We start from the raw sequence: 26,761 nt of genomic DNA, 5'->3' as shown, positions 1-26,761 counted from the left end.
TATGGAATCTCAACGCAATATATTGCTCATAGGACTACTGTTTGTCAGCTTTTTGCTGTGGCAACAGTGGCAAACGGATAAAGCTCCTAAACCCGTTACAACCGAATCGTCATTAGTGGCGAACGCGGCAAGCTCACACAGTGCCGATGTTCCAGAAGCTGATACTGGTGTTCCTGCTGCAGCTGTAACAGCAAACAGCAAACTGATTACCGTAAAAACTGATCAGTTAGATATTCAGATTAATCCTGTTGGTGGTGATATCGTATTTGCTGCGTTAGTTTCGCACAAAATGGAACAGGACAAAGAGCAGCCATTCGTATTGCTTGAGCAAACGAAAGATTTCACTTATATCGCCCAAAGCGGTCTAATTGGTCGCGATGGTATCGACAGCAGTGCAAAAGGTCGGGCGTTATATAACACCGCAGCCACTGAATATACGTTAGCTGAAGGCCAAGACACCTTAGAAGTGCCGTTAACCTACGTAGCTGACAATGGCGTAACTTATACTAAAGTATTCGTATTCCATCGCGGTAAGTTCAACGTTGATGTTGATTATAAAATCAATAATACTTCGACAACACCGTTACAAGTTCAGATGTATGGTCAAATTAAGCAAACCATTAAACCGTCTGAAAGCAGCATGGTTATGCCCACCTATCGTGGCGCTGCATTCTCAACGCAAGATGTGCGTTATGAGAAATACAAGTTTGATGACATGGCAAAAGGCAACCTGAACCAAGCGACATTGGGCGGTTGGGCAGCCATGCTACAACATTATTTCGTTTCAGCTTGGATCCCACCAGCTACCGACAGCAATACTATTTTTTCTAGTGTTAGTGCCGGCGGTTTAGCGAATATTGGTTTTCGCGGCGCAGTATACGATATTGCACCTGGATCAACTCAAGAAATCAGCTCACAGTTCTATGTTGGTCCTAAGGATCAAAAAGCACTTTCTGCAATCTCTGATACCTTAAATCTAGTCGTTGATTACGGTTTCCTATGGTGGTTAGCGGTTCCAATTCACTGGTTACTGATGTTCTATCAGTCATTTGTTGGTAATTGGGGTGTCGCTATTATCCTGATCACTTTAACCGTTCGTGGTTTACTGTTCCCGTTAACAAAAGCGCAGTACACCTCAATGGCGAAAATGCGTAACCTACAACCTAAATTGACAGAGTTGAAAGAACGCTTTGGTGATGACCGTCAAAAGATGGGTCAGGCCATGATGGAACTGTATAAGAAAGAAAAAGTTAACCCTATGGGTGGCTGTTTACCTATTATTTTACAGATGCCAATCTTCATTGCCTTATACTGGGTATTGCTAGAAAGCTTCGAACTACGTCATGCACCATTTATGTTATGGATCCACGATTTATCGGTACAAGATCCTTACTACATATTGCCGTTGCTGATGGGCGTATCTATGTTTGTGATGCAGAAAATGCAGCCTATTGCACCGACAATGGATCCAATGCAAGTGAAAATGATGCAGTGGATGCCAGTCATCTTTACCGTATTCTTCCTGTGGTTCCCATCAGGTCTAGTATTGTACTGGTTAGTAGGTAACATCGTTGCTATAACGCAACAAAAGATTATTTATGCAGGTCTGGCGAAAAAAGGCTTAAAATAAGCCTAAGATTTCCAAGACTCTAGCGCATCGTTACATATTAATATGAACGATTGACACTAAAAGGCGGCTTAATTGGCCGCCTTTTCCTTTATATGATTAGTAGACATTAGTTGGGTAGGTATTCTTGTGACAACTGACACTATTGTGGCTCAAGCCACCGCACCCGGACGTGGCGGCGTTGGCATCATTCGTATTTCAGGCGACAAAACCTGTGATGTCGCTATGGCCGTATTAGGTCATCTTCCTAAAACTCGATACGCCGATTATTGTGATTTTAAAAGTGCATCGGGCCAAGTGATAGACCAAGGTATTGCGCTATTTTTTAAAGGACCTAATTCCTTTACTGGCGAAGATGTACTTGAACTGCAAGGCCACGGTGGCCAAATCGTTCTCGACATGCTGATCAAACGTGTAATGGAAGTCGGTGGCATTCGTATCGCAAAACCCGGTGAGTTCAGCGAACAAGCCTTTATGAACGATAAGCTCGATTTAACCCAAGCTGAAGCGATTGCTGACCTTATTGACGCAACCAGTGAGCAAGCCGCTAAAAGTGCGCTGCAATCTTTGCAGGGTGAATTTTCTAAGGAAGTCCACGAGCTAGTGGACCAAGTCACTAATCTACGTTTATACGTAGAAGCTGCGATTGATTTTCCCGATGAAGAAGTCGACTTTTTAAGTGATGGCAAAATTGCGAATGCACTCTATAAAATCATCAACAAACTCGACCTAGTACAAGCCAGCGCGAAGCAAGGTTCTATCATCCGTGAAGGCATGAAAGTAGTGATTGCAGGTCGTCCTAATGCCGGCAAATCGAGTTTATTAAATGCATTAGCCGGTAAAGAATCGGCGATTGTGACCGAAATAGCCGGTACAACACGTGACGTATTACGTGAACATATTCATTTAGATGGCATGCCACTGCACATTATTGATACCGCAGGTCTACGTAATACTACTGATACCGTTGAACAAATTGGCATTGAGCGAGCATGGCATGAAATTAATACAGCCGATCGCGTACTGTTTATGGTTGATGGCACCACAACTGCCGCCGTGGATCCCCATGATATTTGGCCAGACTTCGTTGATCGCCTGCCTGCAAACTTAGGCGTAACTGTGGTTCGTAATAAAGCCGATCTCACTGGTGAAGACTTGATGGTGACCGAAGAACAAGGTTATAGCGTCTATCGGATCTCGGCTAAAACAGGCCTAGGTATCGAAGAATTAAAACAGCACTTAAAGTCACTTATGGGTTATCAGAGTAATCTCGAAGGTGGTTTTATCGCCCGTCGTCGTCACTTAGAAGCCCTTGAATTAGCAGCTGAACACTTACAACTAGGTAAAGAACAGTTAGAGGTTTATTTAGCAGGAGAGCTACTGGCCGAAGAGCTACGTATGTGCCAATTAGCATTATCAGAAATTACTGGCCGCTTCACCTCAGATGATTTACTCGGCAAGATTTTTAGCTCTTTCTGTATCGGGAAGTAATATTCTCGCCGTGTAAACTGCTTTCTAGCTAAGGCTTGTTGTACTCAACAAGCCTTTCTTTTAACTAAAATCTCCTCAATTCCGCTTATATTCATTACTAAATCCCTCTCGTTTTACGTGCATAAATCCCAGATTTACACACCATCTCATAGAGACAAGCCTTGTTTTACCTTATGATGACTCCGTATTAGCACCTGAATACAGCCCTAAAAAGGGAGTAAACGAGTGTATTTCAGCTAAATTATCTACAAAAGGTATCGTCATAAATGGCAAAGATTGAAGTAATAGTCGGCACAACATTGGGCAGTGCAGAGTACGTCGCTGACGAAATGATGGCGCAATTGACAGAACAAGGGCACCAAGTTCAAGTACATTTAACGCCAACACTGTATGAAATAGATACCCATGCTCTATGGATTATCGTGTCATCAACTCACGGGGCAGGTGATCTTCCAGATAATATTCAGCCTTTTTTTAACGAAATTACCGAGCAGAAACCGGATCTCAGCCAAGTAAATTTCGCCCTATGTGCAATTGGTGATTCAAGTTACGACACTTTTTGCCAAGGACCCGAAAAATTAATTTCAGCGATTCAACACTGCGATGCAAAAGCTTTTGTGGATAAGATCCAGATCGATGTACAACTCGATCCTGTACCAGAAGACCCTGCCCTTGCATGGTTAGCGCAATGGCAACAAGATATTTAAGATCGCATATAGAATAAGGTCGCGATCTATGTACAGTTTAGATCATACTTACCCACAATTTACTTATAAAAAGTATAAAACTGTGGATAAGCTATTATTTAGATCTGATCAACCTCTGTACTATTCACACTCCGATCTGCTTAATGATCGACCCTGTGGATAAGTAGCCGATCTATCCCCATGTTTAATGCAGTTAGATCGCAATCAGATCACAGGATCCAGATCATGCTAAGTAATGATAAATAAGGATAATTAGGCTTATACACAGAAAATAGCGATCCTAATAGTAAACATAATAAGAAGATCTATATAAAGATCTTAAGATCTATTAGTCCGGATCAACTCGATCGAACAGCGTAAAATGATCATTCACCTATCGCAAAGCAAGTGCTAAAATACGCAGCTCGTACTGAGTCTCTTAGCAATTAAAGGTAGTGGAATGCATTTTCATGAACGGTTTGATGTTATTGTTGTTGGTGGTGGTCATGCCGGAACTGAAGCAGCGCTAGCCGCAGCAAGAATGGGATCTAAAACATTATTACTAACGCACAATATCGATACGTTAGGACAAATGTCATGTAATCCAGCAATCGGTGGCATAGGTAAAGGCCATTTAGTGAAAGAAATTGATGCCTTAGGTGGTTCAATGGCAATCGCAACCGATTATGCAGGCATCCAATTTAGAACCTTAAATTCAAGTAAAGGACCAGCAGTACGAGCAACACGGGCACAAGCAGATCGTGCATTGTATCGTCAAAAAATCCAAAATATATTACAAAACCAACCTAATTTACGTATATTCCAACAAGCCGTAGATGACTTAATTGTTGAAAATAATCAAGTAGTTGGTGTCGTGACTCAAATGGGATTAGCTTTTGAATCCCCTACTGTTGTACTAACAACAGGTACATTTTTAAGCGGTAAAATACACATAGGTTTAGAAAACTACAGCGGTGGCCGTGCAGGCGATCCACCCGCTATTGCATTAGCAAATCGTTTACGTGAATTACCGATTCGAGTAGGTCGTTTAAAAACGGGTACACCACCGCGTATCGATGCTAACACCATTGATTTTTCACAAATGGCTGAGCAAAAAGGTGATTCTCCTTTAGCGGTAATGTCGTTTATGGGGGATGTTAGTCATCATCCAAAACAGATTTCTTGCTGGATCACCCACACCAATGAAAAAACCCATGAAATTATTCGTGGTGGTTTAGACAGAAGCCCAATGTATTCAGGAGTAATTGAAGGTATTGGTCCACGTTATTGCCCTTCAATTGAAGACAAAATTCATCGTTTCGCAGATAAATCTTCACATCAAATTTTCATTGAACCTGAAGGCTTAAATACCAATGAGATCTACCCTAACGGGATTTCTACTAGCTTGCCTTTTGATGTGCAATTGAATTTAGTTCGCTCTATTCAAGGCATGGAAAACGCGGAAATTATGCGCCCTGGTTATGCGATCGAATATGATTATTTCGATCCTAGAGATCTAAAAAACTCATTAGAAACTAAAGCGATTAATGGTTTGTTCTTTGCGGGACAAATCAATGGCACTACGGGCTATGAAGAAGCGGCTGCTCAAGGTTTATTAGCAGGCATGAATGCTTCACTGCAAATTCAAGGTAAAGAAGCTTGGTGTCCACGTCGTGATGAAGCCTATCTTGGTGTATTAGTTGATGATTTATCAACACTTGGTACCAAAGAACCGTATCGCATGTTCACAAGTCGCGCCGAATATCGTTTATTGCTGCGTGAAGACAATGCTGATATTCGTTTAACGGCCAAAGGTCGTGAATTAGGCTTAGTTGATGATATCCGCTGGGCGGCTTTCAGCGAAAAATTAGAATCTATTGAACTTGAGTTACAAAGATTACGTAGCCAGTGGGTTCATCCTAATTCACCATTGCTTCCAGCATTAAATCCGCATTTAAATACACCTATTTCACGCGAAGCTTCTTTTGAAGAATTATTGCGTCGTCCAGAAATGGACTACAGCAAGCTAATGCAGATCGAAGGTTTTGGTCCAGGACTTGAAGATCCACAAGCTGCAGAGCAAGTTCAGATCCAAGTTAAATACTCGGGTTATATTCAACGTCAGCAGGAAGAGATCAACAAAGCCGTGCGTAACGAGAACACAGGTTTACCTTTAACACTCGATTACAAAGAAGTACCTGGTTTGTCGAACGAAGTGATTGCTAAGTTAAATAACCATAAACCAGAAACCATAGGTCAGGCATCACGGATCTCTGGTGTTACCCCTGCGGCTATTTCAATTTTATTAGTGCATCTCAAAAAGCGTGGCTTATTACGTAAGAGTGCCTAAAAGCTAGTTTAATCGCTGCTTAGGTCATAGAAGGGAAGCATTCAGGCTTCCCTTCATCGTTTTCGGGCTTCATAATAGCCTTCGCATTCATAATCGTATTTTTGTTGAGGTTGCTCCGTGTTATCTGCCCAGTTAGAGGCTTATTTAGCCGAAATTAATTTGCCCGCAACTATCGAGCAAAAAAAACAACTAATTGATTTTGTTGGCATGCTCAACAAATGGAATAAAGCCTATAACCTAACGGCAGTTAGAGATCCTGAGGCTATGTTAGTGCGTCATATCATGGACAGCTTAGTAGTTTCAAAACATCTGCAAGGTGAGCGTTTTATTGACGTGGGTACAGGACCGGGTTTACCGGGTATTCCGTTAGCGATTATGAATCCAGATAAACAATTTGTGTTATTAGACAGCTTAGGTAAACGTATTCGTTTTCAAAAACAGGTATCGTTTGAATTAGGCATTCATAACATCAGTTCCGTTGAAAGTCGTGTAGAAGCTTATCAGCCAGAGCAAAAGTTCGACGGTGTTTTAAGTCGTGCATTTGCTTCAATCCAAGATATGCTAACTTGGTGCCATCATCTACCCGCCGAACATGGACAGTTTTATGCGCTTAAAGGCCAGTTGAATGATGAAGAAATGCAACATATCCCAAGCGGGTTTGCAGTAAAAGAAGTCATCGAGCTTAAAGTGCCTAAACTCGACGAACAAAGACATTTATTGAAAATAATCAAAGAATAACAGGCTTGAAAGTGATGAATAAATTCATATTCAAGCAAGGGCAATAAACCAGCATTTACATACAGGGTGATATTGTGGGTAAAGTAATTGCCGTGGCTAACCAGAAAGGTGGCGTAGGAAAAACAACTACTTGCGTTAACCTTGCCGCTTCGTTAGCAGCAACAAAACGTAAAGTATTATTGATCGATCTCGATCCCCAAGGTAATGCCACTATGGGGAGCGGCGTCGATAAATATGAGGTTGAAAATACCGCCTACGAATTACTGGTTGAAGACAAACCCTTCGACGAGCTAGTGATTAAAAATACTGCGGGTAAATATGATCTTATTGCCAGTAATGGTGATGTGACAGCAGCAGAAATAAAACTAATGGAGTTTTTTGCTCGCGAGGTGCGTTTACGCCATGCGTTAGCGCCGATTAAAGATCAATATGATTATATCTTTATCGATTGCCCTCCTTCATTGAACATGCTGACGGTAAACGCTATGTCTGCTGCTGATTCAGTACTCGTGCCAATGCAGTGTGAATATTATGCTCTTGAGGGCTTAACTGCATTGATTGATACCATTACTAAGCTTGCCGCAATGGTCAATCCTGGGCTTTGTATCGAAGGGATTTTACGTACTATGTATGATCCGCGTAATCGTTTATCTAATGATGTGTCCGATCAGCTAAAACAGCATTTTGGTGACAAGGTATATCGTACTGTGATCCCGCGTAATGTCAGATTAGCTGAAGCGCCGAGTTTTGGTGCCCCGGCTATGTATTACGATAAATCCAGTGCCGGCGCTAAGGCGTACCTAGCACTTGCGGGTGAAATGATCCGTCGTTCAGAACAACAAACTCAGGCTAAGCAAGCGTAAAGGATCACCATGACGTTAAAAAAAAGAGGATTAGGCAAAGGGCTAGATGCCCTACTGAGTAATAGCCATGCAGCCAGCAAAAAGCACATCGAAGAAGCTGGTGTTATTGATAAAAAAGAAGAACTTATCCATCTTGATTTAGACTTATTACAACCGGGTAAGTATCAACCACGTAAAGACATGTCACCTGAAGCGTTAGAAGAATTAGCGCACTCTATTCGCAATCAAGGCATTATTCAGCCCATCGTTGTGAGACAAGTGACCAATGATATGTATGAAATCATTGCTGGCGAACGTCGCTGGCGTGCAGCGCAACTTGCTGGTTTAAATAAAATTCCCTGTATTGTCAAACAAGTCCCCGACGAAGCTGCTGTTGCTATCGCTTTGATTGAAAACATTCAACGTGAAGACTTAAATGCTATGGAAGAAGCCATTGCATTACAACGTTTAATGCAAGAATTTGAGCTAACTCACCAACAAGTTGCCGATGTTGTGGGAAAATCCCGAGCGAGTGTATCTAACTTGTTACGTTTAAACGGTTTAAATGAACCGGTGAAACGATTACTTGAGTATGGCGATATTGATATGGGCCATGCACGCGCTTTGTTGGCAATTGAGGGAGAAGAACAAACAAATCTTGCGAGATTAGTGGCAGCTAAGGAATTAACCGTTCGTGAAACTGAACGATTAATTAATCAAACCTTAAATCCATCCAAACCAGCCGAAACTACGACTAAAGATCAAGATGTTTGTCGTTTAGAACAGCAGTTAATTGAAAGATTAGGCGCCAAGGTTTCTATTGCTCATAGTAGTAAAGGAACGGGTAAAATTGTAATTAACTATCAGAACCTCGCTGAATTAGACGGGATTCTTAGTAAAATACACTAAGTTCTGTAGATTAACTGTTTTTAATGTAAATTTGTGACATGTGCAAATATTACATTTTACTTGTTTGGTGTGAGATAACGTTAAAAGTGCTGTTTTTCCTCATCTCAAAGTTGCAATGAAGGCGTTAAACGGTATACTTTCGCAAGCTTTTTGTGCATCGACTAAATACGGATATTTGTCATCCGGTCATCGAAACAAAAAGTAAAAATGCGGAGATGATGAATTGAGTAAGGTTTTAGCGCGTCGTGGCCGGTGGTCAGCCTATAAATTGGTGATGATGCAGGCGGCGGTCGCTGGGGGTACTTCAATTCTCTTTTTCGCCGTGTGGGGAGTTCAGTTTGGCTATTCTGCATTAGCAGGTGGTTCAATTGCTGTACTCCCTAATTTTGTATTCGCAACCCTCGCTTTTTCCCACACGGGAGCAAGTTCAGCTGCAAAAGTCATAAAGACTTTTTACTGGGGGGAAGCGGTAAAGTTGCTGTTAACCATCGCAATGTTTTCGTTTGTATTTATCAATATTAAGGTCGCTTTTATGCCGCTTTTTGTTTGCTATGTGCTGGCGCTAACTGTGCATTGGACAGCTCCTTTATACTTCAAGCAAAGTTAAGTGGGATGAATCATGGCTGCAACTGGTGAAGCGTTAACACCGCAGGGCTATATCCAACATCACCTTACGAACCTGCAGGTTTGTGCTACCGATAATGGGTTAGCAGTTAATCATGCATGTGAAAAGGCAGGCTTTTGGACATGGCACATTGATTCGTTGTTCTTTTCGGTTGGTCTTGGTGTTCTGTTCCTGTGGATTTTCCGCAGCGTTGCTAAAAAAGCGACTTCAGGTGTTCCTGGCAAACTTCAATGTTTTGTCGAAATCCTTGTAGAGTTCGTTAATAACAGCGTTAAAGAAAGTTTTCATGGTCGCAATGCTCTGATCGCGCCTTTAGCTCTGACCATTTTTGTATGGGTATTCATGATGAACCTCATGGATTTGATGCCGATAGATTGGCTGCCTCACGCAGCAAGTTTGATTGGTATTCCCTATCTTAAAGCGGTTCCGACTACTGACGTTAACATCACTTTTAGCTTAGCTATTGGTGTGTTCTTGCTGATTATTTTCTACAGCATTAAAGTCAAAGGTGTGTCTGGGTTTGTTAAAGAACTGACACTACAGCCCTTTAACCATAAGGCAATGATACCCGTCAACCTCCTATTAGAGACTGTTACTTTAGTTGCTAAGCCTATTTCATTGGCATTGCGACTGTTTGGTAATATGTACGCAGGTGAGTTGATCTTCATCCTTATTGCGCTGATGTATGGTACCAACTTGTTATTATCTACCCTAGGTGTGACTCTGCAACTGGGTTGGTTAATTTTCCACATTTTGATTATCACACTGCAAGCGTTTATCTTCATGATGTTGACCATTGTTTATTTAAGCATGGCACATGAAGATCATTAAGGATTGCTGAAGAAATTTTAAACTAAATCATCAACTAACATAGATTTAGATACTGGAGATACTGATGGAAACGATTTTAGGCATGACAGCCATTGCTGTTGCTTTGCTGATTGGTATGGGTGCACTTGGTACTGCTATCGGTTTCGGCTTATTAGGCGGTAAGTTCTTGGAAGGCGCTGCGCGTCAACCAGAAATGGCTCCTATGCTACAAGTTAAAATGTTCATCGTAGCGGGTCTTCTTGACGCCGTAACAATGATCGGTGTTGGTATTGCATTATTTATGCTGTTTACCAACCCATTGGGTGCAATGCTGTAAAAAAACGCTTCTGTCTTAACTCTAAATAGGAGGCTGTTGTGAATTTCAACGCTACCCTAATCGGTCAGACGGTCACCTTTGTTATCTTCGTGTGGTTTTGCATGAAGTTTATTTGGCCCCCTTTGATGAATGCCATCGAAACGCGCCAAAAAAGGATTGCTGACGGTCTAGCTGACGCTGATCGTGCGGTAAAAGACCTGGAGTTGGCACAAGCGAAAGCGACTGACCAACTAAAAGAAGCCAAGGTAACGGCAAACGAGATTATTGAGCAAGCTAACAAGCGCAAAACTCAAATAGTCGAAGAAGCCAAAACCGAAGCAGACGCTGAGCGTGCTAAAATCATCGCTCAGGGTAAAGCAGAAATTGAAGCTGAACGTAATCGCGTGAAAGAGGATCTGCGCAAGCAGGTTGCTACTCTAGCCATCATGGGTGCTGAGAAGATCCTTGAGCGTTCTATAGATCCAGCCGCCCACAGTGACATAGTTAATAAACTAGTCGCTGAAATTTGATAAGGGAGTTGAGTTATGGCTGAATTAACCACCATCGCTCGCCCTTACGCAAAGGCAGCTTTTGACCTTGCAATTGAACAAGATGCAGTAGATACCTGGGTAGAAATGCTCACGTTTGCTGCCATGGTAAGTGAAAACGAAACCATGCAACCACTGTTAGCTGGCTCTTTAGCCAGTACTAAGCTTGCAGCACTCTTTATTAGTGTGTGTGGTGAGCAAGTCAATGCGCAAGGCCAAAACCTGATAAAGGTAATGGCTGAAAACGGTCGCTTAAAGGTACTTCCTGCTGTATCTCAGTTATTTACTGAATACCGTAATGAGTGGGCAAAAGAAGCTGAGGCCACTGTGGTTTCTGCAACTGAGCTTAGCTCTGAACAAAAGCAGCAGATTAGTATTTCTTTAGAGAAACGTCTCGCACGCAAAGTTAAGCTGAATTGTAGCACTGACGCCGCGCTCATAGCCGGTGTAATCATCAAGACAGGAGACCTAGTCATAGATGGCTCGGTCCGCGGTAAGTTATCGCGTCTGTCTGATAAGCTGCAGTCGTAATTGGGAGTTTGAGCATGCAACTGAATTCCACTGAAATCAGCGATCTGATTAAGCAGCGGATCGAGCAGTTCGAAGTCGTTAGCGAATCTCGTAACGAAGGAACTATCGTTGCGGTAAGTGACGGCATCATCCGCATCCACGGCCTAGCCGATGTGATGCAAGGTGAGATGATCGAACTGCCTGGTAACCGTTTTGCAATCGCGTTGAACCTTGAACGTGATTCTGTCGGTGCCGTAGTAATGGGTCCTTATGCTGATTTAGCAGAAGGCGTAAAAGTAAAAACGACTGGCCGTATTCTGGAAGTTCCAGTTGGCCGTGGCCTATTAGGTCGCGTTGTTAACACTCTAGGTGAGCCTATTGACGGAAAAGGACCTATCGAAAACGATGGTTTCTCTCCTGTTGAAGTAATTGCTCCTGGTGTTATTGAGCGTCAGTCGGTAGATCAACCCATACAAACAGGTTACAAAGCCGTTGATGCCATGATCCCTATCGGTCGTGGTCAACGTGAACTGATCATTGGCGACCGTCAAACTGGTAAAACAGCAATGGCGATCGACGCAATCATCAACCAGAAAGATTCTGGCATTAAATGTGTGTACGTAGCGATTGGCCAAAAAGCCTCTACTATCGCTAACGTAGTACGCAAGCTAGAAGAACACGGTGCTTTAGCTAATACTATTGTTGTTGTTGCAACCGCTTCTGAAGCCGCTGCACTGCAATATTTAGCACCTTATTCTGGTTGTTCTATGGGTGAATATTTCCGCGACCGCGGTGAAGATTCTTTGATCGTATACGATGACCTGTCTAAGCAAGCAGTTGCTTACCGTCAGATTTCGTTATTGTTAAAGCGTCCACCAGGCCGTGAAGCTTACCCAGGTGACGTATTCTATCTACATTCACGTTTGTTAGAGCGTGCATCACGCGTTAACGCGATTTATGTAGAAAAGTTCACTAAGGGTGCAGTAACAGGTAAAACTGGTTCATTAACCGCGTTGCCTATTATTGAAACTCAAGCAGGTGACGTATCTGCATTCGTACCGACTAACGTAATTTCGATTACTGACGGTCAGATCTTCCTAGAAACAGACCTATTTAACTCAGGACTTCGTCCAGCGGTTAACCCAGGTATTTCTGTTTCTCGTGTTGGTGGTGCGGCTCAGACTAAAATCATCAAGAAACTGTCTGGTGGTATTCGTACCGCGCTAGCACAGTATCGTGAACTTGCTGCGTTCTCACAGTTTGCATCTGATCTTGATGATGCAACTCGTGCTCAGCTAGAGCATGGTGTGCGTGTTACCGAACTGATGAAGCAAAAGCAATATGCTCCAATGAGCGTAGCCGCTCAAGCTGTGTCTATTTTTGCAGCTGAAAAAGGTTACCTGAAGAGTGTTGAGCTGAACAAGGTCGGTAATTTCGAAGCCGCTCTGCTCTCGTTCATGAACAGCGAGCATGCTGCTTTAATTAAGCTTATTAACGATACTGGCGATTATAACGCTGAAATCGAAGCGGAATTAAAAGCTAGCCTCGACAAGTTCGTAGCAACCCAAACCTGGTAACAATGATAGAGGTGTCTTAAGACACCTCAGGTCCAGATTGGAGAGTAGAGATGGCCGGCGCTAAAGAGATTAAAACCAAGATCGCGAGTGTTAAAAATACTCAGAAGATCACGTCCGCCATGGAAATGGTGGCAGCCAGCAAAATGCGCAGAGCGCAGGAACGCATGGCTGCAAGCCGTCCATATGCGGAAAGCATGCGTAAGGTGATCGGTCACGTAGCGCAAGGTTCTCTCGAGTATAAACACCCCTATTTGGAGGTGCGAGAGGCTAAGCGGGTTGGTTACATTGTTGTGGCAACCGACCGTGGTCTTTGTGGTGGTCTGAACGTTAACCTTTTCAAAAAGGTTATGGCAGACATGAAAATCTGGAAAGCCCAAGGTGCAGAATTTGAATTTTGCCCTATTGGTGCACGTAGTGTTCAGTTTTTCAAAAACTTCGGTGGACAAGTGTCTGCTCACGCTTCAGGTCTTGGCGATGCTCCAAAGCTCGCAGACTTGATCGGGACAGTCAGTGTCATGCTTGAAGCTTACAACGAAGGCAAACTGGATCGTCTGTATGTAGTGTTTAACAAATTTGTGAACACTATGACGCAGACTCCTGTGATCGAGCAGCTGCTACCTTTGCCTAAATCGGAAGACGATGAAATTGCTCATCGTTGGGATTATATCTACGAGCCAGATCCAAAAGCACTTTTGGATACGTTATTGGTTCGTTATGTAGAATCTCAGGTTTACCAAGGTGTTGTTGAAAATATTGCGTCTGAGCAAGCTGCCCGTATGGTGGCAATGAAGGCCGCAACAGACAACGCTGGTGAGCTAATCGACGACTTGCAATTGGTCTATAACAAAGCACGTCAGTCTGCGATTACGCAGGAACTGTCGGAAATTGTTTCTGGCGCCTCTGCGGTTTAGGTTAGGTAACGAATACAAGTTTTAGAGGATTAATCATGAGCACAGGTACTGTTGTCCAAGTGATTGGCGCGGTTGTGGACGTCGAGTTTCCGCAAGATGCTGTACCTCAGGTATATGACGCTCTGAAGATCACAGGTGAAGGCACTTGTAATGGTTTGGTGCTGGAAGTTCAGCAACAGCTAGGTGGTGGCGTAGTCCGTACCATCGCTATGGGTTCTTCTGATGGTCTGCGTCGCGGTCTTGAGGTCGTAAATACGGGTTCACCTATTTCTGTTCCAGTTGGTACTGCCACTCTTGGTCGTATCATGAACGTATTAGGTGAGCCTATTGATGAAGCGGGTCCAATCGGTGAAGTTGAGCGTTATGAAATTCACCGTGCAGCGCCTTCATATGAAGATCAATCGAGCTCTACTGAGCTATTAGAAACGGGTATTAAGGTTATCGACCTTGTTTGTCCGTTTGCTAAGGGTGGTAAAGTCGGTTTGTTCGGTGGTGCGGGTGTTGGTAAAACAGTTAACATGATGGAACTGATTAACAACATCGCTAAAGCCCACTCGGGTCTTTCTGTATTCGCCGGTGTAGGTGAACGTACTCGTGAAGGTAACGACTTCTACTACGAGATGAAAGATTCTGGCGTTCTCGATAAAGTGGCCATGGTTTATGGTCAGATGAACGAGCCACCAGGTAACCGTTTGCGCGTTGCACTGTCAGGTTTGACAATGGCAGAAAAATTCCGTGACGAAGGTCGTGACGTATTGTTGTTCGTTGACAACATTTACCGTTATACCTTAGCCGGTACTGAAGTATCTGCATTGTTAGGTCGTATGCCTTCTGCGGTAGGTTATCAACCAACATTGGCTGAAGAGATGGGCGTTCTGCAAGAACGTATCACTTCAACTAAGACGGGTTCTATTACCTCTGTACAAGCGGTATACGTACCTGCGGATGACTTGACCGATCCGTCACCAGCAACAACCTTCGCTCACTTAGATGCGACTGTTGTACTGTCACGTCAAATTGCTTCACTGGGTATTTACCCAGCGGTTGACCCATTGGATTCGACTTCACGTCAATTAGATCCATTGGTTGTTGGTCAAGAGCATTATGATGTTGCTAACGGCGTGCAAACTGTACTGCAACGTTACAAAGAGCTGAAAGACATTATTGCGATTCTGGGTATGGATGAATTGTCAGATGATGACAAGACTATGGTATTCCGTGCTCGTAAGATTGAACGTTTCTTGTCTCAGCCTTTCTTCGTAGCAGAAGTCTTTACTGGTTCTCCTGGTAAGTACGTTTCTCTTAAAGACACTATCCGTGGCTTTAAGGGTATTCTGAATGGTGAGTTCGATCACCTGCCAGAACAAGCGTTCTACATGGTTGGCTCAATCGATGAAGTCATCGAGAAAGCGAACAAAAAGAAATAACTGAGTAGTAATACTTAGTTTTTTAAGGAGAACGGGATGGCAGCCATGACAGTACATCTTGATATAGTAAGCGCTGAGAGCAACATCTTTTCTGGTCGTGTAGCAAGTCTACAAGTGACTGGTTCAGAGGGTGAGTTGGGCATAATGCATGGTCACGCTCCTTTACTTAGTTATATCAAACCTGGCATGGCGCGCATCGTCAAGCAAGACGGTAGTGAAGAAGTGTTTTACCTTTCAGGTGGTATTCTGGAAGTACAACCCTCTTCAGTTTCCGTATTGGCTGATGTGGTTATGCGTGCCAAAGATATTGATGAGCAAGCGGCATTAGAAGCTAAGCGTCGTGCAGAAGCCCATATGGCAACTGCAGGTGCTGATTTCAATTATGACGCAGCTATGGTTGAGCTATCAAAAGCAATGGCTCAATTACGTGTTATTGAAACCATCAAGAAAAACATTGCCAGATAAGGTTATTGTTTGTGAAAAAAGGCGACCATAAGGTCGCCTTTTTTGTATGTTAAATAAATCAACACATATTTATATGTGTTGATTTATTTAACATACTATCCATTTCGCTTTTCAATGTGCTTTTTGTTAAAATCGCGCCGCTAATACCAATCGTATTAAATATCTGTTTATTTATTGGGAGTTTAACTTACTTTAGACAAGGCGAAGGCTTGAAAGCATAGTGGTGCTCTGTCGAAAGTCTTAAACGCAGTATAAAGCGCGTTGCCATGCAGTTAAATCAACTTAGATAGTTAATGTGATTGGTATACGACCATAATTTCACCCTTTTGGGTATTTGTTCAAGGACATGATAATGGCATTAAACGTAGTGATCTTAGCGGCAGGCAAGGGAACTCGGATGCGTTCAGATCTTCCTAAGGTCTTACACCCTATTGCACATAAAAGCATGGTGCAGCACGTTATTGATACGGCTAAAAACTTAGGTAGTGATGCAATTCAATTAGTTTATGGTTACGGTGCTGACAAATTGCAAGCCGCGCTCGGTGAGCAGGATGTGCAATGGGTATTACAGGCAGAGCAGTTAGGTACAGGCCATGCGGTGGCGCAGGCTAACCCGAATATCAGTGACGATGACACTGTGCTTATTCTTTATGGTGATGTGCCACTTATCCAGCAATCAACATTAATAGACTTATTGGCTGCACGACCAGATAACGGTGTTGCTGTGTTAACGGTGAATCTAGCTAACCCAATGGGTTATGGCCGGATTGTACGTGAAGATGGCAAAGTTGTCGGCATTATCGAGCAAAAAGATGCCAGTGCTGAGCAATTACTGATTAACGAAATCAACACCGGCATTATGGTCGCCCCCGGTAAGCAACTTAAAGACTGGCTTAGCCGCTTGTCGAACAATAATGCTCAAGGCGAATATTATCTAACTGATATTATTGCAATGGCGCATAGCGATGGTGTGGCTATTGATACTGCCCAGCCGCAATCGGCGATTGAAGTGGAAGGCGCCAATAACCGCGTGCAATTAGCGCAGCTTGAACGTGCTTACCAAGCCCGTGAAGCGGAAAAGTTAATGTTAGCAGGAGCAAACCTTCGCGATCCTAACCGTATAGATATTCGTGGTGATGTCACAGTCGGTATGGATGTGATGATTGATGTAAACGTAGTATTTGAAGGTAAAGTGGTGCTGGGCAATAACGTCAGCATTGGCGCTGGTGCGATTTTGATTGACTGTGAGATTGCTGATAACGCAGAGATCAAGCCTTACTCTATTATTGAAGGTGCTAAGTTGGGTGTTGCAGCCAGTGCTGGCCCATTTGCCCGTTTACGCCCAGGCGCTGAGCTTAAACAAGATGCGCATATTGGTAATTTTGTTGAAGTGAAGAAAGCTATTATTGGTGTGGGCTCTAAAGCTGGACACTTAGCTTATTTAGGTGACGCGATAATAGGTGATGGTGTGAATATTGGTGCGGGTACTATTACCTGTAACTATGATGGCGCAAATAAACATCTAACAGTAATTGAAGATAATGTTTTTGTTGGTTCTGATACCCAGCTGGTGGCTCCCGTCACTATTGGTAAGGGCGCAACCTTAGGCGCGGGTTCTACTATTACTCATAATGTGGCTGAAAATGAATTAGTGATCACCCGTGTTAAACAAAAACACCTTACGGGTTGGCAACGTCCAGTAAAAATTAAAAAGTAACTTATAAAACTTAATCCCCAAAAGCGACTATATGTCGCTTTATTTTTTAGATTTTACTTTGCTTAAATAAGAGTTTTACCCGCGCTTATTTAAGGTCTGATTAATGTTGGTGTGTTAAGTGTTTTGTTGTTTTTCAATAAGTTAGACATGGATCACACGCAATTGTAAATTCATGTAAAGAACTATAAATAAAAACACTTCTCATTTATATTGCCTGCAATTTATGAGGCTTCAAATTAATTAGAGGTGTTGGCAATGACATTTAAGTATTCAGGTGTAGGTTTAGCAGTATGGGCAGCACTCAGTGCTATGCCTGTTTTGGCAGAAGATGCCGCTGCAGATAAAAGTCTAAAAGCAGAAAATATTGAACGAATTAATGTCACTGGCCGCACTTTTAATGATTATAAAGTTGGTACAGCCTCTGGTGCTATGCGCGGTGATATTGATTTAATGGATACGCCGCAATCAGTCAATGTGATCCCAGACTTTGTGACCGATGAACAACTAGCTACTAACCTTGCAGAAGTGTTAGTTAATGACTCAAGTGTTACTGCGGGGACGACACGCTGGAACCGTCAAGTTTTTAGCATCCGTGGTTTCGAATTAGATTCTGGCAATGGTTACCTTATTAATGGCCACCAGCAATGGTCTCACTATGTACAGCCTATCGAAACCTTACAGCAGGTCGAAGTCTTAAAAGGCCCTTCGAGTATGTTGTATGGTCAATCTGGCCCTGGTGGCTTAGTGAACATGGTCACTAAAAAGCCAACCTACGATTCTATGCTCGATTTAGGATTTGATACCGATGGTTACGGTTCTACTCGTGCTCAGCTAGACGCGGGTGGTAGTTTAAATGAAGCACAAAGTATTCGTTATCGTACTGTGTTGGTTAAGCAAGATACAAAATACTGGCGTGAATATTCCGCTAATGATGAGAATCAAGAGCGCGACCGTTGGTTAGGCTATCTCAATGTGGAATTTGACCTAAGCGATGATGTACTGTTGTCGGTTAAATACGATCATACTCAAGATAAAGCCGGTATTGATGCCGGTGGTTGGTTAGATAAACAAGGTAATGTTGTTGGCAATCGTAAAACCGTTTGGGATGCCCCTTGGGCTTTTACCGATAATACTGTGTCGAACTTAGGTGCAGATTTAACTTGGCACATGAGTGATAACTGGAAAGTTAAAGGCGGTTATAACGATCAACAGTTTGATCGCCAGCGTTTTGATTCCGCACCGCAATATACAGTCGATCCATTCACCGATGGTTATAGCATTAAGCCATTTGACCGTTACGATGATTGGCAACATAAAACTGCTTATGTTGATTTCACCGGTGAATTTGCTCTGGCAGGTATGGAACATCAACTGCTGATAGGTGCTAACTATGTAGATTATTTCTATCAACAGCAAATTCATCGTGGTGCAACCCAAATTGTAACGCCTGGTCAGCCTGTTGTTAAACCAGATCTGGATTATCATTCAAAGCCTAAAGGCGATGCGAGTACCTATAAGTATTATGGTTTCTATCTGCAGGATTTAATGACGCTCAATGATCAATGGAAACTACTTGCTGGCGTACGTTACGACGAACAAAAGAAAGACGGTGAGGGTGAAAACAGTTATGCCGTGTCGCCTAAGTTTGGCGTAATTTACTCGCCAATGGCTAATGGCAATATCTACGTTAACTATTCAAAAAGTTTCACACCACAAGGTGCTGTTAATAACGAATTCGATGTCAATAACGATCTAAATTTACAGCCTGAATACGGTATTCAGTATGAAGTGGGTACTAAGTGGGAATTGTTTGACGACAGATTACTGTTAACTGCAGCTGTGTTTGATATCACACTTGAAAACATCACAATTTCAGAGAAATTATCCACACCAATAGGTGATTATACTGATATTACGACGCAAGGCGGCGAGCAAAAGCATCGTGGTTTTGAAATGGGTGCTCAAGGTCAGTTAGGTGATAGTTGGTTTGTGACTTCATCAATGATGTATTTAGATGCTGAATACCAAACGGGTGATGCCAAAGATGGTAAAACACCTATTGATGCCCCTGAGTGGTCGGCTAATATCTGGACTCGTTATGAATTATCAGATGCATTAGCCTTTAACTTTGGTGCCATTTATGTTGGTGAACGCTTCGCTAATACAGATAACAGCATTACTAAAGATGGTTATGTGCGTTTTGATATCGGTGCCGCCTACACTATGGATATCATGGGTAAAGATGTGAGCCTGCGTGCTAACGTTAGAAACCTATTCGATACTGAATATTTAGACGGTGGCAGCGATAAAATGGTCACCATCGGTCAAGATCGTAACTTTAGCGTTGCTGTTGAAGCCAAGTTCTAATATTTATTCCGATTTAGCCTTATGAAGGCCGCTTCCTTAATGGAAGCGGCTTTTTTGTTGGTATGCTCTGGTCTAAATTTGGGGTATTCAGATTGAAAAATGCGCTATTTTGCATGAAATAGCACTTCAAAAAGCTAGTAAAAAAATGCGATTTCATTATAATGCATCTTTCGAATCGAAACTTAATTGAAAGATTTTATGAATAAACGAAACACACAACAACGTCGCCACAGTATTATCACCATATTAAATGAGCAAGGTGAAGTGAGCGTTGATGAGTTATCGTTAAGATTTGAAACCTCAGAAGTCACCATTCGTAAAGATCTTGCCACGCTTGAAAAAACGGGTCTATTACTGCGCCGCTATGGTGGCGCTGTTGCGATTCCCGATGAAGTCACCCAACAATTTTCTGCCAAAATAGCGCCCAATAAATTATCTATTGCGAAAACCGCAGCGCAGCTGATTAAAGATCACAATCGCATCATTATCGATAGCGGCACGACCACCTCAGGTTTAATTGAACAACTGAACGATAAGCGTGGGCTGGTGGTCATGACCAATGCGCTGCACCTTGCCAATGCCATCCACGAACTCGAAAACGAGCCAACCTTATTGATGACCGGTGGCACTTGGGACCCGCATTCAGAATCCTTTCAAGGCCAAGTCGCCGAGCAAGTGTTGCGCTCATATAACTTTGACCAACTGTTTATCGGTGCCGATGGTATCGATCTTAAGCGTGGCACCACCACCTTTAACGAGTTAACTGGCCTAAGCAAAGTCATGGCTGAAGTTTCCCGTGAAGTGATCGTTATGGTCGATTCAGACAAAATCGGCAAACGGATCCCCAATTTAGAGTTGCCGTGGGCCAAAGTTAGTGTGCTGGTCACTGACGATCGTATCGACGAGAGCACGCTAACACAAATTTCAAATCAGGGCGTACGAGTGCTGTTAGCGCCCTACGCTCACGAGTGAGTACAAAATAGCTTAACAACTTCATTTTTAATTTATAGGTAAAGACTATGTGTGGAATCGTAGGCGCTGTAGCGCAAAGGGATGTGGCTGAAATTCTGGTAGAAGGCTTACGCCGCTTAGAATATCGCGGATATGATTCCGCAGGCGTTGCCGTTATTAACAATGGTGAACTCAATCGCACACGACGCGTTGGCAAAGTACAAGAGCTGTCAGCTGCACTTGAAACCGATCCATTAGCGGGCGGAACAGGTATCGCGCACACTCGCTGGGCAACCCACGGTGAACCGAGTGAGCGTAATGCTCATCCGCATTTATCGGAAGGTGATATCGCGGTGGTGCATAATGGTATTATTGAAAACCATAATAAACTGCGCGAGATGCTTAAAGGTTTAGGCTATCACTTTAGTTCAGATACAGATACCGAAGTAATTTGTCACTTGGTACACCATGAGCTGAAAACTAACAGCACTTTGCTTTCTGCCGTACAAGCTACAGTTAAACAACTCGAAGGCGCCTATGGAACTGTTGTGCTCGATCGCCGCGACAGTGAACGCTTGATTGTAGCTCGATCAGGTAGTCCTTTAGTGATTGGTTTTGGTCTAGGTGAAAACTTTGTCGCCTCTGATCAACTGGCGCTATTACCTGTGACTCGCTCATTCGCATTCTTAGAAGAAGGTGATGTGGCCGAAATCACTCGCCGCAGTGTAAGCATTTTCGACTTAAACGGTAACGCAGTTGAGCGTGAAGTGAAAGAGTCTGAAGTGACACACGATGCCGGTGATAAAGGTGAATATCGCCATTACATGTTAAAAGAGATTTACGAGCAACCATTGGCACTGACACGCACCATCGAAGGCCGCATTGCTAATAAGCAAGTTTTAGATAGCGCCTTTGGTGATAATGCTGCTGAGTTTTTAAAAGATATCAAACACGTACAAATCATCGCCTGTGGTACTAGCTACCATGCGGGTATGGCGGCGCGTTATTGGTTAGAAGATTGGGCTGGCGTATCTTGTAACGTCGAAATTGCCTCTGAGTTCCGTTATCGCAAGTCGCACTTATTCCCAAATAGCCTGTTGGTGACGATTTCACAGTCTGGTGAAACTGCCGATACCTTAGCGGCCATGCGCTTAGCCAAAGCAATGGGTTACAAAGCCACATTGACGATTTGTAATGCGCCAGGTTCTTCACTAGTACGTGAATCAGACATGGCTTACATGATGAAAGCTGGCGCCGAGATTGGTGTTGCATCCACTAAAGCGTTCACGGTACAGCTTGCTGGTTTATTAATGTTGACTGCGGTGATCGGTCGCCACAATGGTATGTCTGAGCAAATGCAGGCTGACATCACTCAAAGCCTACAATCTATGCCAGCTAAAGTGGAACAAGCTTTAGGCTTAGATGCTGCGATTGCTGAACTGGCTGAGGATTTTGCCGATAAACACCATGCGTTATTCCTTGGCCGTGGCGATCAATACCCGATTGCGATGGAAGGCGCGTTAAAGCTGAAAGAGATTTCTTACATTCATGCTGAAGCCTATGCCTCTGGCGAATTAAAACACGGCCCATTAGCGCTTATTGATGCCGATATGCCAGTAATTGTGGTTGCGCCAAACAATGAGTTGTTAGAAAAGCTTAAATCGAATGTCGAAGAAGTGCGTGCTCGTGGTGGCTTAATGTATGTATTTGCCGATGTGGATGCCGAGTTCGAGTCGGACGACACGATGAAAGTGATCCCCGTGCCACATTGTGACATCTTTATGGCGCCGCTGATTTATACCATTCCATTACAGCTATTGTCATACCACGTTGCATTAATTAAAGGTACTGACGTAGATCAACCACGTAATCTAGCAAAGTCTGTAACTGTCGAATAAATATAGTTTATAAATAAAAACCGCCTTGTTGGCGGTTTTTTTATTTAGAGTAATAATGACTTTTCATTCACAGTAATAACGAATGCTGGTGGCTTAGCCTTTTATGCTGCTATGGTATCTAGCTCGTGTTGCTTTTTTGCCTCAATTCGTTTCCATACTTTTTCATGGAAGTAAAAAACCACTGTGTTGATAGCGGGTTCTACTAGTGCCACTGCACCACCTATTATCACACTGCCAGTGAGCAAATAGGTTACGGTAAAAGCAACGCTAAAATGAAGTACGGCAAAAGTAAGTGTCTTAGTCATGATCTTATCCTCTAAATTGGTTCCCAAAGGGAATACCTAGATGATAACGCTTCTCATTAAAATTAACAGCTGTGTTTTCAGATTAGTTTAAACGGTTTTATCTATTGGTCAGACTTTAAAAACATAAAGCCCTCACAGTGGAGGACTTTGGGGTGTTTAGTCGAAAATTCAAGTTGTTTTAATCAACTAGTAGTGCCAAGGGAAAGCTGAAAAATCTTGATCGCGCTTTTCGAGGAAAGCATCACGCCCTTCCTGTGCTTCGGCACTGGCATAGGCTAAACGTGTGGCTTCTCCAGCAAATAATTGCTGACCGACCATACCATCATCAGTCATATTAAAGCCGTACTTCAGCATACGCATGGCGGTTGGTGATTTAGAGTTAATCTCTTTAGCCCACATTAACGCTTCGGTTTCTAGTTCAGCATGGGGAACGGATTTATTGACCATTCCCATATCAAAGGCTTCGTCAGCGCTGTAGTTAAAACCACAGAAGAAAATTTCTCGGGCACGCTTTTGGCCGATCATTTTAGCTAAATAAGCGCTGCCATAGCCTGAGTCGAAACTCGCTACATCGGGATCGGTTTGTTTAAATATTGCGTGTTCTTTTGAGGCTAAGGTTAAGTCACATACAACATGTAAACTATGGCCGCCTCCTACTGCCCAACCTGGCACAACGGCAATGACTACTTTAGGCATAAAGCGAATTAAGCGCTGTACTTCTAATATATGTAAGCGTCCCATTCTGGCTTGATCGGCTTTACCTTCTTCGGCGCCTTCGTATTTGTAGCCATCTTTACCACGAATCCGTTGATCGCCACCTGAGCAGAACGCCCAGCCACCATCTTTTGCCGAAGGGCCATTACCTGTTAGCAGTACACAACCTACATCTGACCATTGGCGCGCATCGTCGAGAGCGATAAATAATTCATCAACGGTTTTAGGTCTAAATGCATTGCGGCACTCTGGGCGGTTTATGGCGATACGCACAGTGCCATGGGCTTTAGCTCTGTGGTAGGTGATGTCGTCAAATTTAAATCCACTGACTTCATCCCATAGGGTGGGATCAAAAATATCTGATACTTGTTGGGTCATAATACATAGGCCTTTGTACTGTAATGTCTCAAAGGCTAGGCGGAATAACATATAAGGTCAATCACCTAAGCTTAAACCTTAGCGTGTGTTAGCTAAATTCTGTTTACCTATAAGAGTGATAATTACAGGTGATCACATAAATAAAGCTGATTGTCCTTACTAAACACAGGATGTTCAGGTGCCATAGTGCCGCAATAATTAGTTTTAAAGTCTGCAATTGACTCTGGAGTCATTGGGATTTGATTAAATGCATTAAGTTCTAATGTCGATAAACGCTCGACGATGTCGGTTCTTACCTTGGCCAATTTATGGTCGATTTTTATGATTTTTGTTCCCGTCATAGAATCAACTTTATCCTCTATTTTTTTTACCATCAGTTCAGTCTTGGCAATAGGTGCATCCAGTTTGTCTGTTTCTGTATATAAGTAATATAATGCGCCAGCAAGTAGCGCCAATATGAGCCAACCTTTCATCTTTTAGTCCAACATAAGTGAATAACCATTAATAATATGGGTATAATAAGCTAGTTTTCGCCCAATATTAAAGCAGTAAAAGGCCGTAACGATGAAGTCAGAATCAAATAACAAGGATTACTCCAAAACGGATCGAATTAAAATTCATCAACCAGATGCGAGTAAAGCGGATCGCTTTAGCCCTGGTAATCGAATTTATGTCCGAGCTATTGATGGTTTATGGACGAGTGTGCGCCGCCGAATGGGTTGGATAACAATGCTATTCTTCCTACTTTTACCGTGGATCCCATGGGGGAACCGCCAAGCCGTATGGTTTAATTTAGGCGAACAAAAGTTTCATGTTTTCGGTTTAACCATTTGGCCCCAAGATCTTACCTTGCTTGCTGCCATTTTTGTTATCGCTGCTTTTGCACTGTTTTTTGTGACGACATACCTTGGTCGGGTTTGGTGTGGATATACCTGCCCGCAAACCGTATGGACATTTATGTTCATTTGGTTTGAAGAAAAGCTCGAAGGAGCACGTAACAAGCGTATTAAGCTTGACCAAATGCCGTGGAGTTTTAATAAAATATGGCGAAAAACGGCTAAACATACCGCTTGGATACTGCTTTCCCTGATGACGGCAATGACCTTTGTGTCCTATTTTGTGCCCAGCCGTGAAGTCTATATAGATGTGTTTACGCTTAATGCCTCTGGTGGTATCTACTTCTGGGTGGTGTTTTTCACGCTTGCAACATACGGTAATGCGGGTTGGATGCGTGAAATCATGTGTATTCACATGTGCCCTTACGCCCGTTTCCAAGCGGCCATGTTTGATAAGAATACCTATATAGTTGGTTATGATACAAAGCGTGGTGAGGCGCGTGGCCCGCGTTCACGTAAAAATGATCCTAAAGAATTAGGTCTGGGTGATTGTATCGACTGTGATTTATGTGTTCAGGTATGCCCTACGGGGATCGATATCCGCAACGGCCTACAGTATGAGTGTATTAACTGTGGTGCATGTATCGATGCTTGCGATAATACAATGGATCGCATGGGTTACGCTAAAGGACTCATCAGCTATACCACCGAGAACAAGTTAGAAGGTATAAAAGAAAAAGTACTACGACCTAAACTGATTGGTTATGGTGTGGTGCTAACGGTGATGATATTAGTCTTCTTATACGCCAGTGCGACCATAGCGCCAGTCCGTATGGACATCATTCGAGATCGCAATCAGCTATATAGGGAGAACAATCAAGGTTTGATTGAAAATACCTTTACCTTGAAAATTCTTAACAAGACCGAAGAGTCTCATGAATACACTATGAGTGTTGAAGGCTTAAATAACTATAAATGGTATGGACCGACATCCGTCACTATTGCAGCGGGCGAAGTATTAACCTTACCTATTAGTATTGGTATCGATCCAGTTGAGCTTTCTCGCTCAGTGACCAACATAGCGATACAAGTAAAAACTCATGTTGATGGACAAGAGGTCGTGGTTGAACAAGAATCTCGCTTCTTTAGTCCATAAATACCGTCTTTAGTACGAGTTTGATATTAGTAACTCGCACATATTGACCTAAGACATATAAAAAAGGGGCTTTTTAGCCCCTTTTTTATGCGTATCGTTTGATAAATAAACGTCTAAACGGTGAAACATAATTTTCTCACGAAAAGCTCTTGCACAAAATCTCCTGCTGCCTATAATGCGCATCCACTGACACGACGATGCGCGTAAGCGATACGGCGAGTGAGGTTGAATTGAACAGGTTACTCTCTGTTGAGAATGGCACTTAATTCAACAGCAGCAAGAAGTTGTAAAAAACTCCTTGACGCACAATGGGAAATGCGTAGAATACGCAGCCCTAGCCACCTGGAAGCATTTGATGCTCAGCGTGGTACTCAGATTCTCTGATGAGATTGAGTTGCTCTTTAACAATATAAAACAAGAAATCTGTGTGGACACTCACAGGTGTTGAGTTAATCGAAACTGCTTAGCCTTCGGGTTGGCAGTCAAAAATTTAAATCAATGTAACAATGAGTGTTCATAGCAATATGTACAGTTTGTTTCTGCTTCCTTTATAAGGATGTGGAAACAAAAAAATCAGAATTCATTGAGCCGCTGATTGGCTTCTTAT

General features: G+C 42.9%; 24 protein-coding genes. 21 read left to right on the top strand and 3 right to left on the bottom strand.

Going from position 1 to position 26,761, the window contains the following annotated elements:
- Window position 1 precedes the first annotated feature (1 nt).
- The 20 genes from yidC to glmS all read left to right on the top strand — a co-directional run bounded on the left by yidC (window position 2) and on the right by glmS (window position 22,765).
- Window positions 2-1,630 carry a membrane protein insertase YidC gene (yidC, locus tag BW947_RS16740; protein ID WP_076501672.1) on the top strand — a complete coding sequence of 543 codons (1,629 nt, stop codon included), beginning with the start codon at window positions 2-4 and terminating at the stop codon, window positions 1,628-1,630.
- 126 nt (window positions 1,631-1,756) lie between these two features.
- The gene (mnmE, locus tag BW947_RS16735) at window positions 1,757-3,118 is read left to right on the top strand and encodes a tRNA uridine-5-carboxymethylaminomethyl(34) synthesis GTPase MnmE (protein WP_076501670.1); all 1,362 of its coding nucleotides are present in this window, start codon (window positions 1,757-1,759) and stop codon (window positions 3,116-3,118) included.
- Window positions 3,119-3,384: 266 nt separating this feature from the next.
- Window positions 3,385-3,825, top strand: a complete 441-nt coding sequence (mioC, locus tag BW947_RS16730; RefSeq protein WP_076501668.1) for an FMN-binding protein MioC — start codon at window positions 3,385-3,387, stop codon at window positions 3,823-3,825.
- A gap of 439 nt (window positions 3,826-4,264) precedes the next feature.
- Window positions 4,265-6,154: a tRNA uridine-5-carboxymethylaminomethyl(34) synthesis enzyme MnmG gene (gene mnmG / locus BW947_RS16725; protein ID WP_076501666.1), complete on the top strand. Its 1,890-nt coding sequence runs from the start codon at window positions 4,265-4,267 to the stop codon at window positions 6,152-6,154.
- Between the two features lie 117 nt (window positions 6,155-6,271).
- A complete protein-coding gene (gene rsmG, locus BW947_RS16720; protein ID WP_076501664.1) occupies window positions 6,272-6,892 on the top strand; it encodes a 16S rRNA (guanine(527)-N(7))-methyltransferase RsmG in 621 nt (206 codons plus the stop codon).
- A gap of 74 nt (window positions 6,893-6,966) precedes the next feature.
- The gene (locus BW947_RS16715) at window positions 6,967-7,755 is read left to right on the top strand and encodes a ParA family protein (RefSeq protein WP_076501662.1); all 789 of its coding nucleotides are present in this window, start codon (window positions 6,967-6,969) and stop codon (window positions 7,753-7,755) included.
- Window positions 7,756-7,764: 9 nt separating this feature from the next.
- A complete protein-coding gene (locus tag BW947_RS16710) occupies window positions 7,765-8,643 on the top strand; it encodes a ParB/RepB/Spo0J family partition protein (RefSeq protein WP_076501660.1) in 879 nt (292 codons plus the stop codon).
- 223 nt (window positions 8,644-8,866) lie between these two features.
- On the top strand, window positions 8,867-9,250 hold the full coding sequence (locus BW947_RS16705) for an ATP synthase subunit I (RefSeq protein ID WP_076501658.1): 384 nt from the start codon (window positions 8,867-8,869) through the stop codon (window positions 9,248-9,250).
- Between the two features lie 12 nt (window positions 9,251-9,262).
- The gene (atpB, locus tag BW947_RS16700; RefSeq protein ID WP_076501656.1) at window positions 9,263-10,099 is read left to right on the top strand and encodes a F0F1 ATP synthase subunit A; all 837 of its coding nucleotides are present in this window, start codon (window positions 9,263-9,265) and stop codon (window positions 10,097-10,099) included.
- 64 nt (window positions 10,100-10,163) lie between these two features.
- Window positions 10,164-10,415, top strand: coding sequence for a F0F1 ATP synthase subunit C (gene atpE / locus BW947_RS16695; RefSeq protein ID WP_006083840.1), 252 nt, complete (start codon window positions 10,164-10,166; stop codon window positions 10,413-10,415).
- 38 nt (window positions 10,416-10,453) lie between these two features.
- Window positions 10,454-10,924: a F0F1 ATP synthase subunit B gene (gene atpF / locus BW947_RS16690; protein ID WP_076501654.1), complete on the top strand. Its 471-nt coding sequence runs from the start codon at window positions 10,454-10,456 to the stop codon at window positions 10,922-10,924.
- A gap of 15 nt (window positions 10,925-10,939) precedes the next feature.
- Window positions 10,940-11,473, top strand: coding sequence for a F0F1 ATP synthase subunit delta (gene atpH / locus BW947_RS16685; RefSeq protein ID WP_076501652.1), 534 nt, complete (start codon window positions 10,940-10,942; stop codon window positions 11,471-11,473).
- Between the two features lie 14 nt (window positions 11,474-11,487).
- Window positions 11,488-13,029: a F0F1 ATP synthase subunit alpha gene (atpA, locus tag BW947_RS16680; RefSeq protein ID WP_076501650.1), complete on the top strand. Its 1,542-nt coding sequence runs from the start codon at window positions 11,488-11,490 to the stop codon at window positions 13,027-13,029.
- A gap of 50 nt (window positions 13,030-13,079) precedes the next feature.
- A complete protein-coding gene (atpG, locus tag BW947_RS16675) occupies window positions 13,080-13,940 on the top strand; it encodes a F0F1 ATP synthase subunit gamma (protein ID WP_076501648.1) in 861 nt (286 codons plus the stop codon).
- 35 nt (window positions 13,941-13,975) lie between these two features.
- Entirely contained in the window at window positions 13,976-15,367 is a 1,392-nt protein-coding gene (atpD, locus tag BW947_RS16670; protein ID WP_076501646.1) for a F0F1 ATP synthase subunit beta, read from the top strand.
- Window positions 15,368-15,403: 36 nt separating this feature from the next.
- Window positions 15,404-15,832: a F0F1 ATP synthase subunit epsilon gene (locus tag BW947_RS16665; RefSeq protein ID WP_076501644.1), complete on the top strand. Its 429-nt coding sequence runs from the start codon at window positions 15,404-15,406 to the stop codon at window positions 15,830-15,832.
- Between the two features lie 352 nt (window positions 15,833-16,184).
- Window positions 16,185-17,549, top strand: a complete 1,365-nt coding sequence (gene glmU / locus BW947_RS16660; RefSeq protein WP_076501642.1) for a bifunctional UDP-N-acetylglucosamine diphosphorylase/glucosamine-1-phosphate N-acetyltransferase GlmU — start codon at window positions 16,185-16,187, stop codon at window positions 17,547-17,549.
- A 255-nt stretch (window positions 17,550-17,804) separates the two neighbouring features.
- Entirely contained in the window at window positions 17,805-19,916 is a 2,112-nt protein-coding gene (locus tag BW947_RS16655; protein WP_076501640.1) for a TonB-dependent siderophore receptor, read from the top strand.
- A 198-nt stretch (window positions 19,917-20,114) separates the two neighbouring features.
- On the top strand, window positions 20,115-20,888 hold the full coding sequence (locus BW947_RS16650) for a DeoR/GlpR family DNA-binding transcription regulator (protein ID WP_076501638.1): 774 nt from the start codon (window positions 20,115-20,117) through the stop codon (window positions 20,886-20,888).
- A gap of 47 nt (window positions 20,889-20,935) precedes the next feature.
- Window positions 20,936-22,765: a glutamine--fructose-6-phosphate transaminase (isomerizing) gene (gene glmS, locus BW947_RS16645; protein WP_076501636.1), complete on the top strand. Its 1,830-nt coding sequence runs from the start codon at window positions 20,936-20,938 to the stop codon at window positions 22,763-22,765.
- Window positions 22,766-22,866: 101 nt separating this feature from the next.
- On the opposite strand, the gene BW947_RS16640 is transcribed toward glmS, so the two are convergent.
- The 3 genes from BW947_RS16640 to BW947_RS16630 all read right to left on the bottom strand — a co-directional run bounded on the left by BW947_RS16640 (window position 22,867) and on the right by BW947_RS16630 (window position 24,635).
- The gene (locus BW947_RS16640; protein WP_076501634.1) at window positions 22,867-23,070 is read right to left on the bottom strand and encodes a DUF2061 domain-containing protein; all 204 of its coding nucleotides are present in this window, start codon (window positions 23,068-23,070) and stop codon (window positions 22,867-22,869) included.
- A gap of 186 nt (window positions 23,071-23,256) precedes the next feature.
- Window positions 23,257-24,162 carry a 1,4-dihydroxy-2-naphthoyl-CoA synthase gene (locus BW947_RS16635; RefSeq protein ID WP_076501758.1) on the bottom strand — a complete coding sequence of 302 codons (906 nt, stop codon included), beginning with the start codon at window positions 24,160-24,162 and terminating at the stop codon, window positions 23,257-23,259.
- A 122-nt stretch (window positions 24,163-24,284) separates the two neighbouring features.
- Window positions 24,285-24,635, bottom strand: coding sequence for a hypothetical protein (locus BW947_RS16630; protein WP_076501632.1), 351 nt, complete (start codon window positions 24,633-24,635; stop codon window positions 24,285-24,287).
- Between the two features lie 91 nt (window positions 24,636-24,726).
- Between BW947_RS16630 and ccoG the strand changes: the two genes are divergently transcribed.
- Window positions 24,727-26,154, top strand: a complete 1,428-nt coding sequence (gene ccoG, locus BW947_RS16625) for a cytochrome c oxidase accessory protein CcoG (protein WP_076501630.1) — start codon at window positions 24,727-24,729, stop codon at window positions 26,152-26,154.
- Window positions 26,155-26,761: the final 607 nt, after the last annotated feature.

Source organism: Shewanella morhuae (assembly GCF_900156405.1).
Lineage (GTDB): Bacteria > Pseudomonadota > Gammaproteobacteria > Enterobacterales > Shewanellaceae > Shewanella > Shewanella morhuae.
This window is presented reverse-complemented; position numbering and strand designations above follow the sequence as displayed.

What these genes read in the sequence shown, in the direction of transcription:
- ccoG (WP_076501630.1), top strand. Translation starts at nt 24,727, where the DNA reads ATGAAGTCAGAATCAAATAACAAGGATTACTCCAAAACGGATCGAATT.
- glmS (WP_076501636.1), top strand. Translation starts at nt 20,936, where the DNA reads ATGTGTGGAATCGTAGGCGCTGTAGCGCAAAGGGATGTGGCTGAAATT.
- BW947_RS16710 (WP_076501660.1), top strand. Translation starts at nt 7,765, where the DNA reads ATGACGTTAAAAAAAAGAGGATTAGGCAAAGGGCTAGATGCCCTACTG.
- BW947_RS16655 (WP_076501640.1), top strand. Translation starts at nt 17,805, where the DNA reads ATGACATTTAAGTATTCAGGTGTAGGTTTAGCAGTATGGGCAGCACTC.
- BW947_RS16640 (WP_076501634.1), bottom strand. Translation starts at nt 23,070, where the DNA reads ATGACTAAGACACTTACTTTTGCCGTACTTCATTTTAGCGTTGCTTTT.
- mioC (WP_076501668.1), top strand. Translation starts at nt 3,385, where the DNA reads ATGGCAAAGATTGAAGTAATAGTCGGCACAACATTGGGCAGTGCAGAG.
- atpD (WP_076501646.1), top strand. Translation starts at nt 13,976, where the DNA reads ATGAGCACAGGTACTGTTGTCCAAGTGATTGGCGCGGTTGTGGACGTC.
- BW947_RS16650 (WP_076501638.1), top strand. Translation starts at nt 20,115, where the DNA reads ATGAATAAACGAAACACACAACAACGTCGCCACAGTATTATCACCATA.
- BW947_RS16635 (WP_076501758.1), bottom strand. Translation starts at nt 24,162, where the DNA reads ATGACCCAACAAGTATCAGATATTTTTGATCCCACCCTATGGGATGAA.
- atpB (WP_076501656.1), top strand. Translation starts at nt 9,263, where the DNA reads ATGGCTGCAACTGGTGAAGCGTTAACACCGCAGGGCTATATCCAACAT.
- atpA (WP_076501650.1), top strand. Translation starts at nt 11,488, where the DNA reads ATGCAACTGAATTCCACTGAAATCAGCGATCTGATTAAGCAGCGGATC.
- BW947_RS16630 (WP_076501632.1), bottom strand. Translation starts at nt 24,635, where the DNA reads ATGAAAGGTTGGCTCATATTGGCGCTACTTGCTGGCGCATTATATTAC.
- yidC (WP_076501672.1), top strand. Translation starts at nt 2, where the DNA reads ATGGAATCTCAACGCAATATATTGCTCATAGGACTACTGTTTGTCAGC.
- atpH (WP_076501652.1), top strand. Translation starts at nt 10,940, where the DNA reads ATGGCTGAATTAACCACCATCGCTCGCCCTTACGCAAAGGCAGCTTTT.
- atpG (WP_076501648.1), top strand. Translation starts at nt 13,080, where the DNA reads ATGGCCGGCGCTAAAGAGATTAAAACCAAGATCGCGAGTGTTAAAAAT.
- atpE (WP_006083840.1), top strand. Translation starts at nt 10,164, where the DNA reads ATGGAAACGATTTTAGGCATGACAGCCATTGCTGTTGCTTTGCTGATT.
- mnmG (WP_076501666.1), top strand. Translation starts at nt 4,265, where the DNA reads ATGCATTTTCATGAACGGTTTGATGTTATTGTTGTTGGTGGTGGTCAT.
- BW947_RS16665 (WP_076501644.1), top strand. Translation starts at nt 15,404, where the DNA reads ATGGCAGCCATGACAGTACATCTTGATATAGTAAGCGCTGAGAGCAAC.
- glmU (WP_076501642.1), top strand. Translation starts at nt 16,185, where the DNA reads ATGGCATTAAACGTAGTGATCTTAGCGGCAGGCAAGGGAACTCGGATG.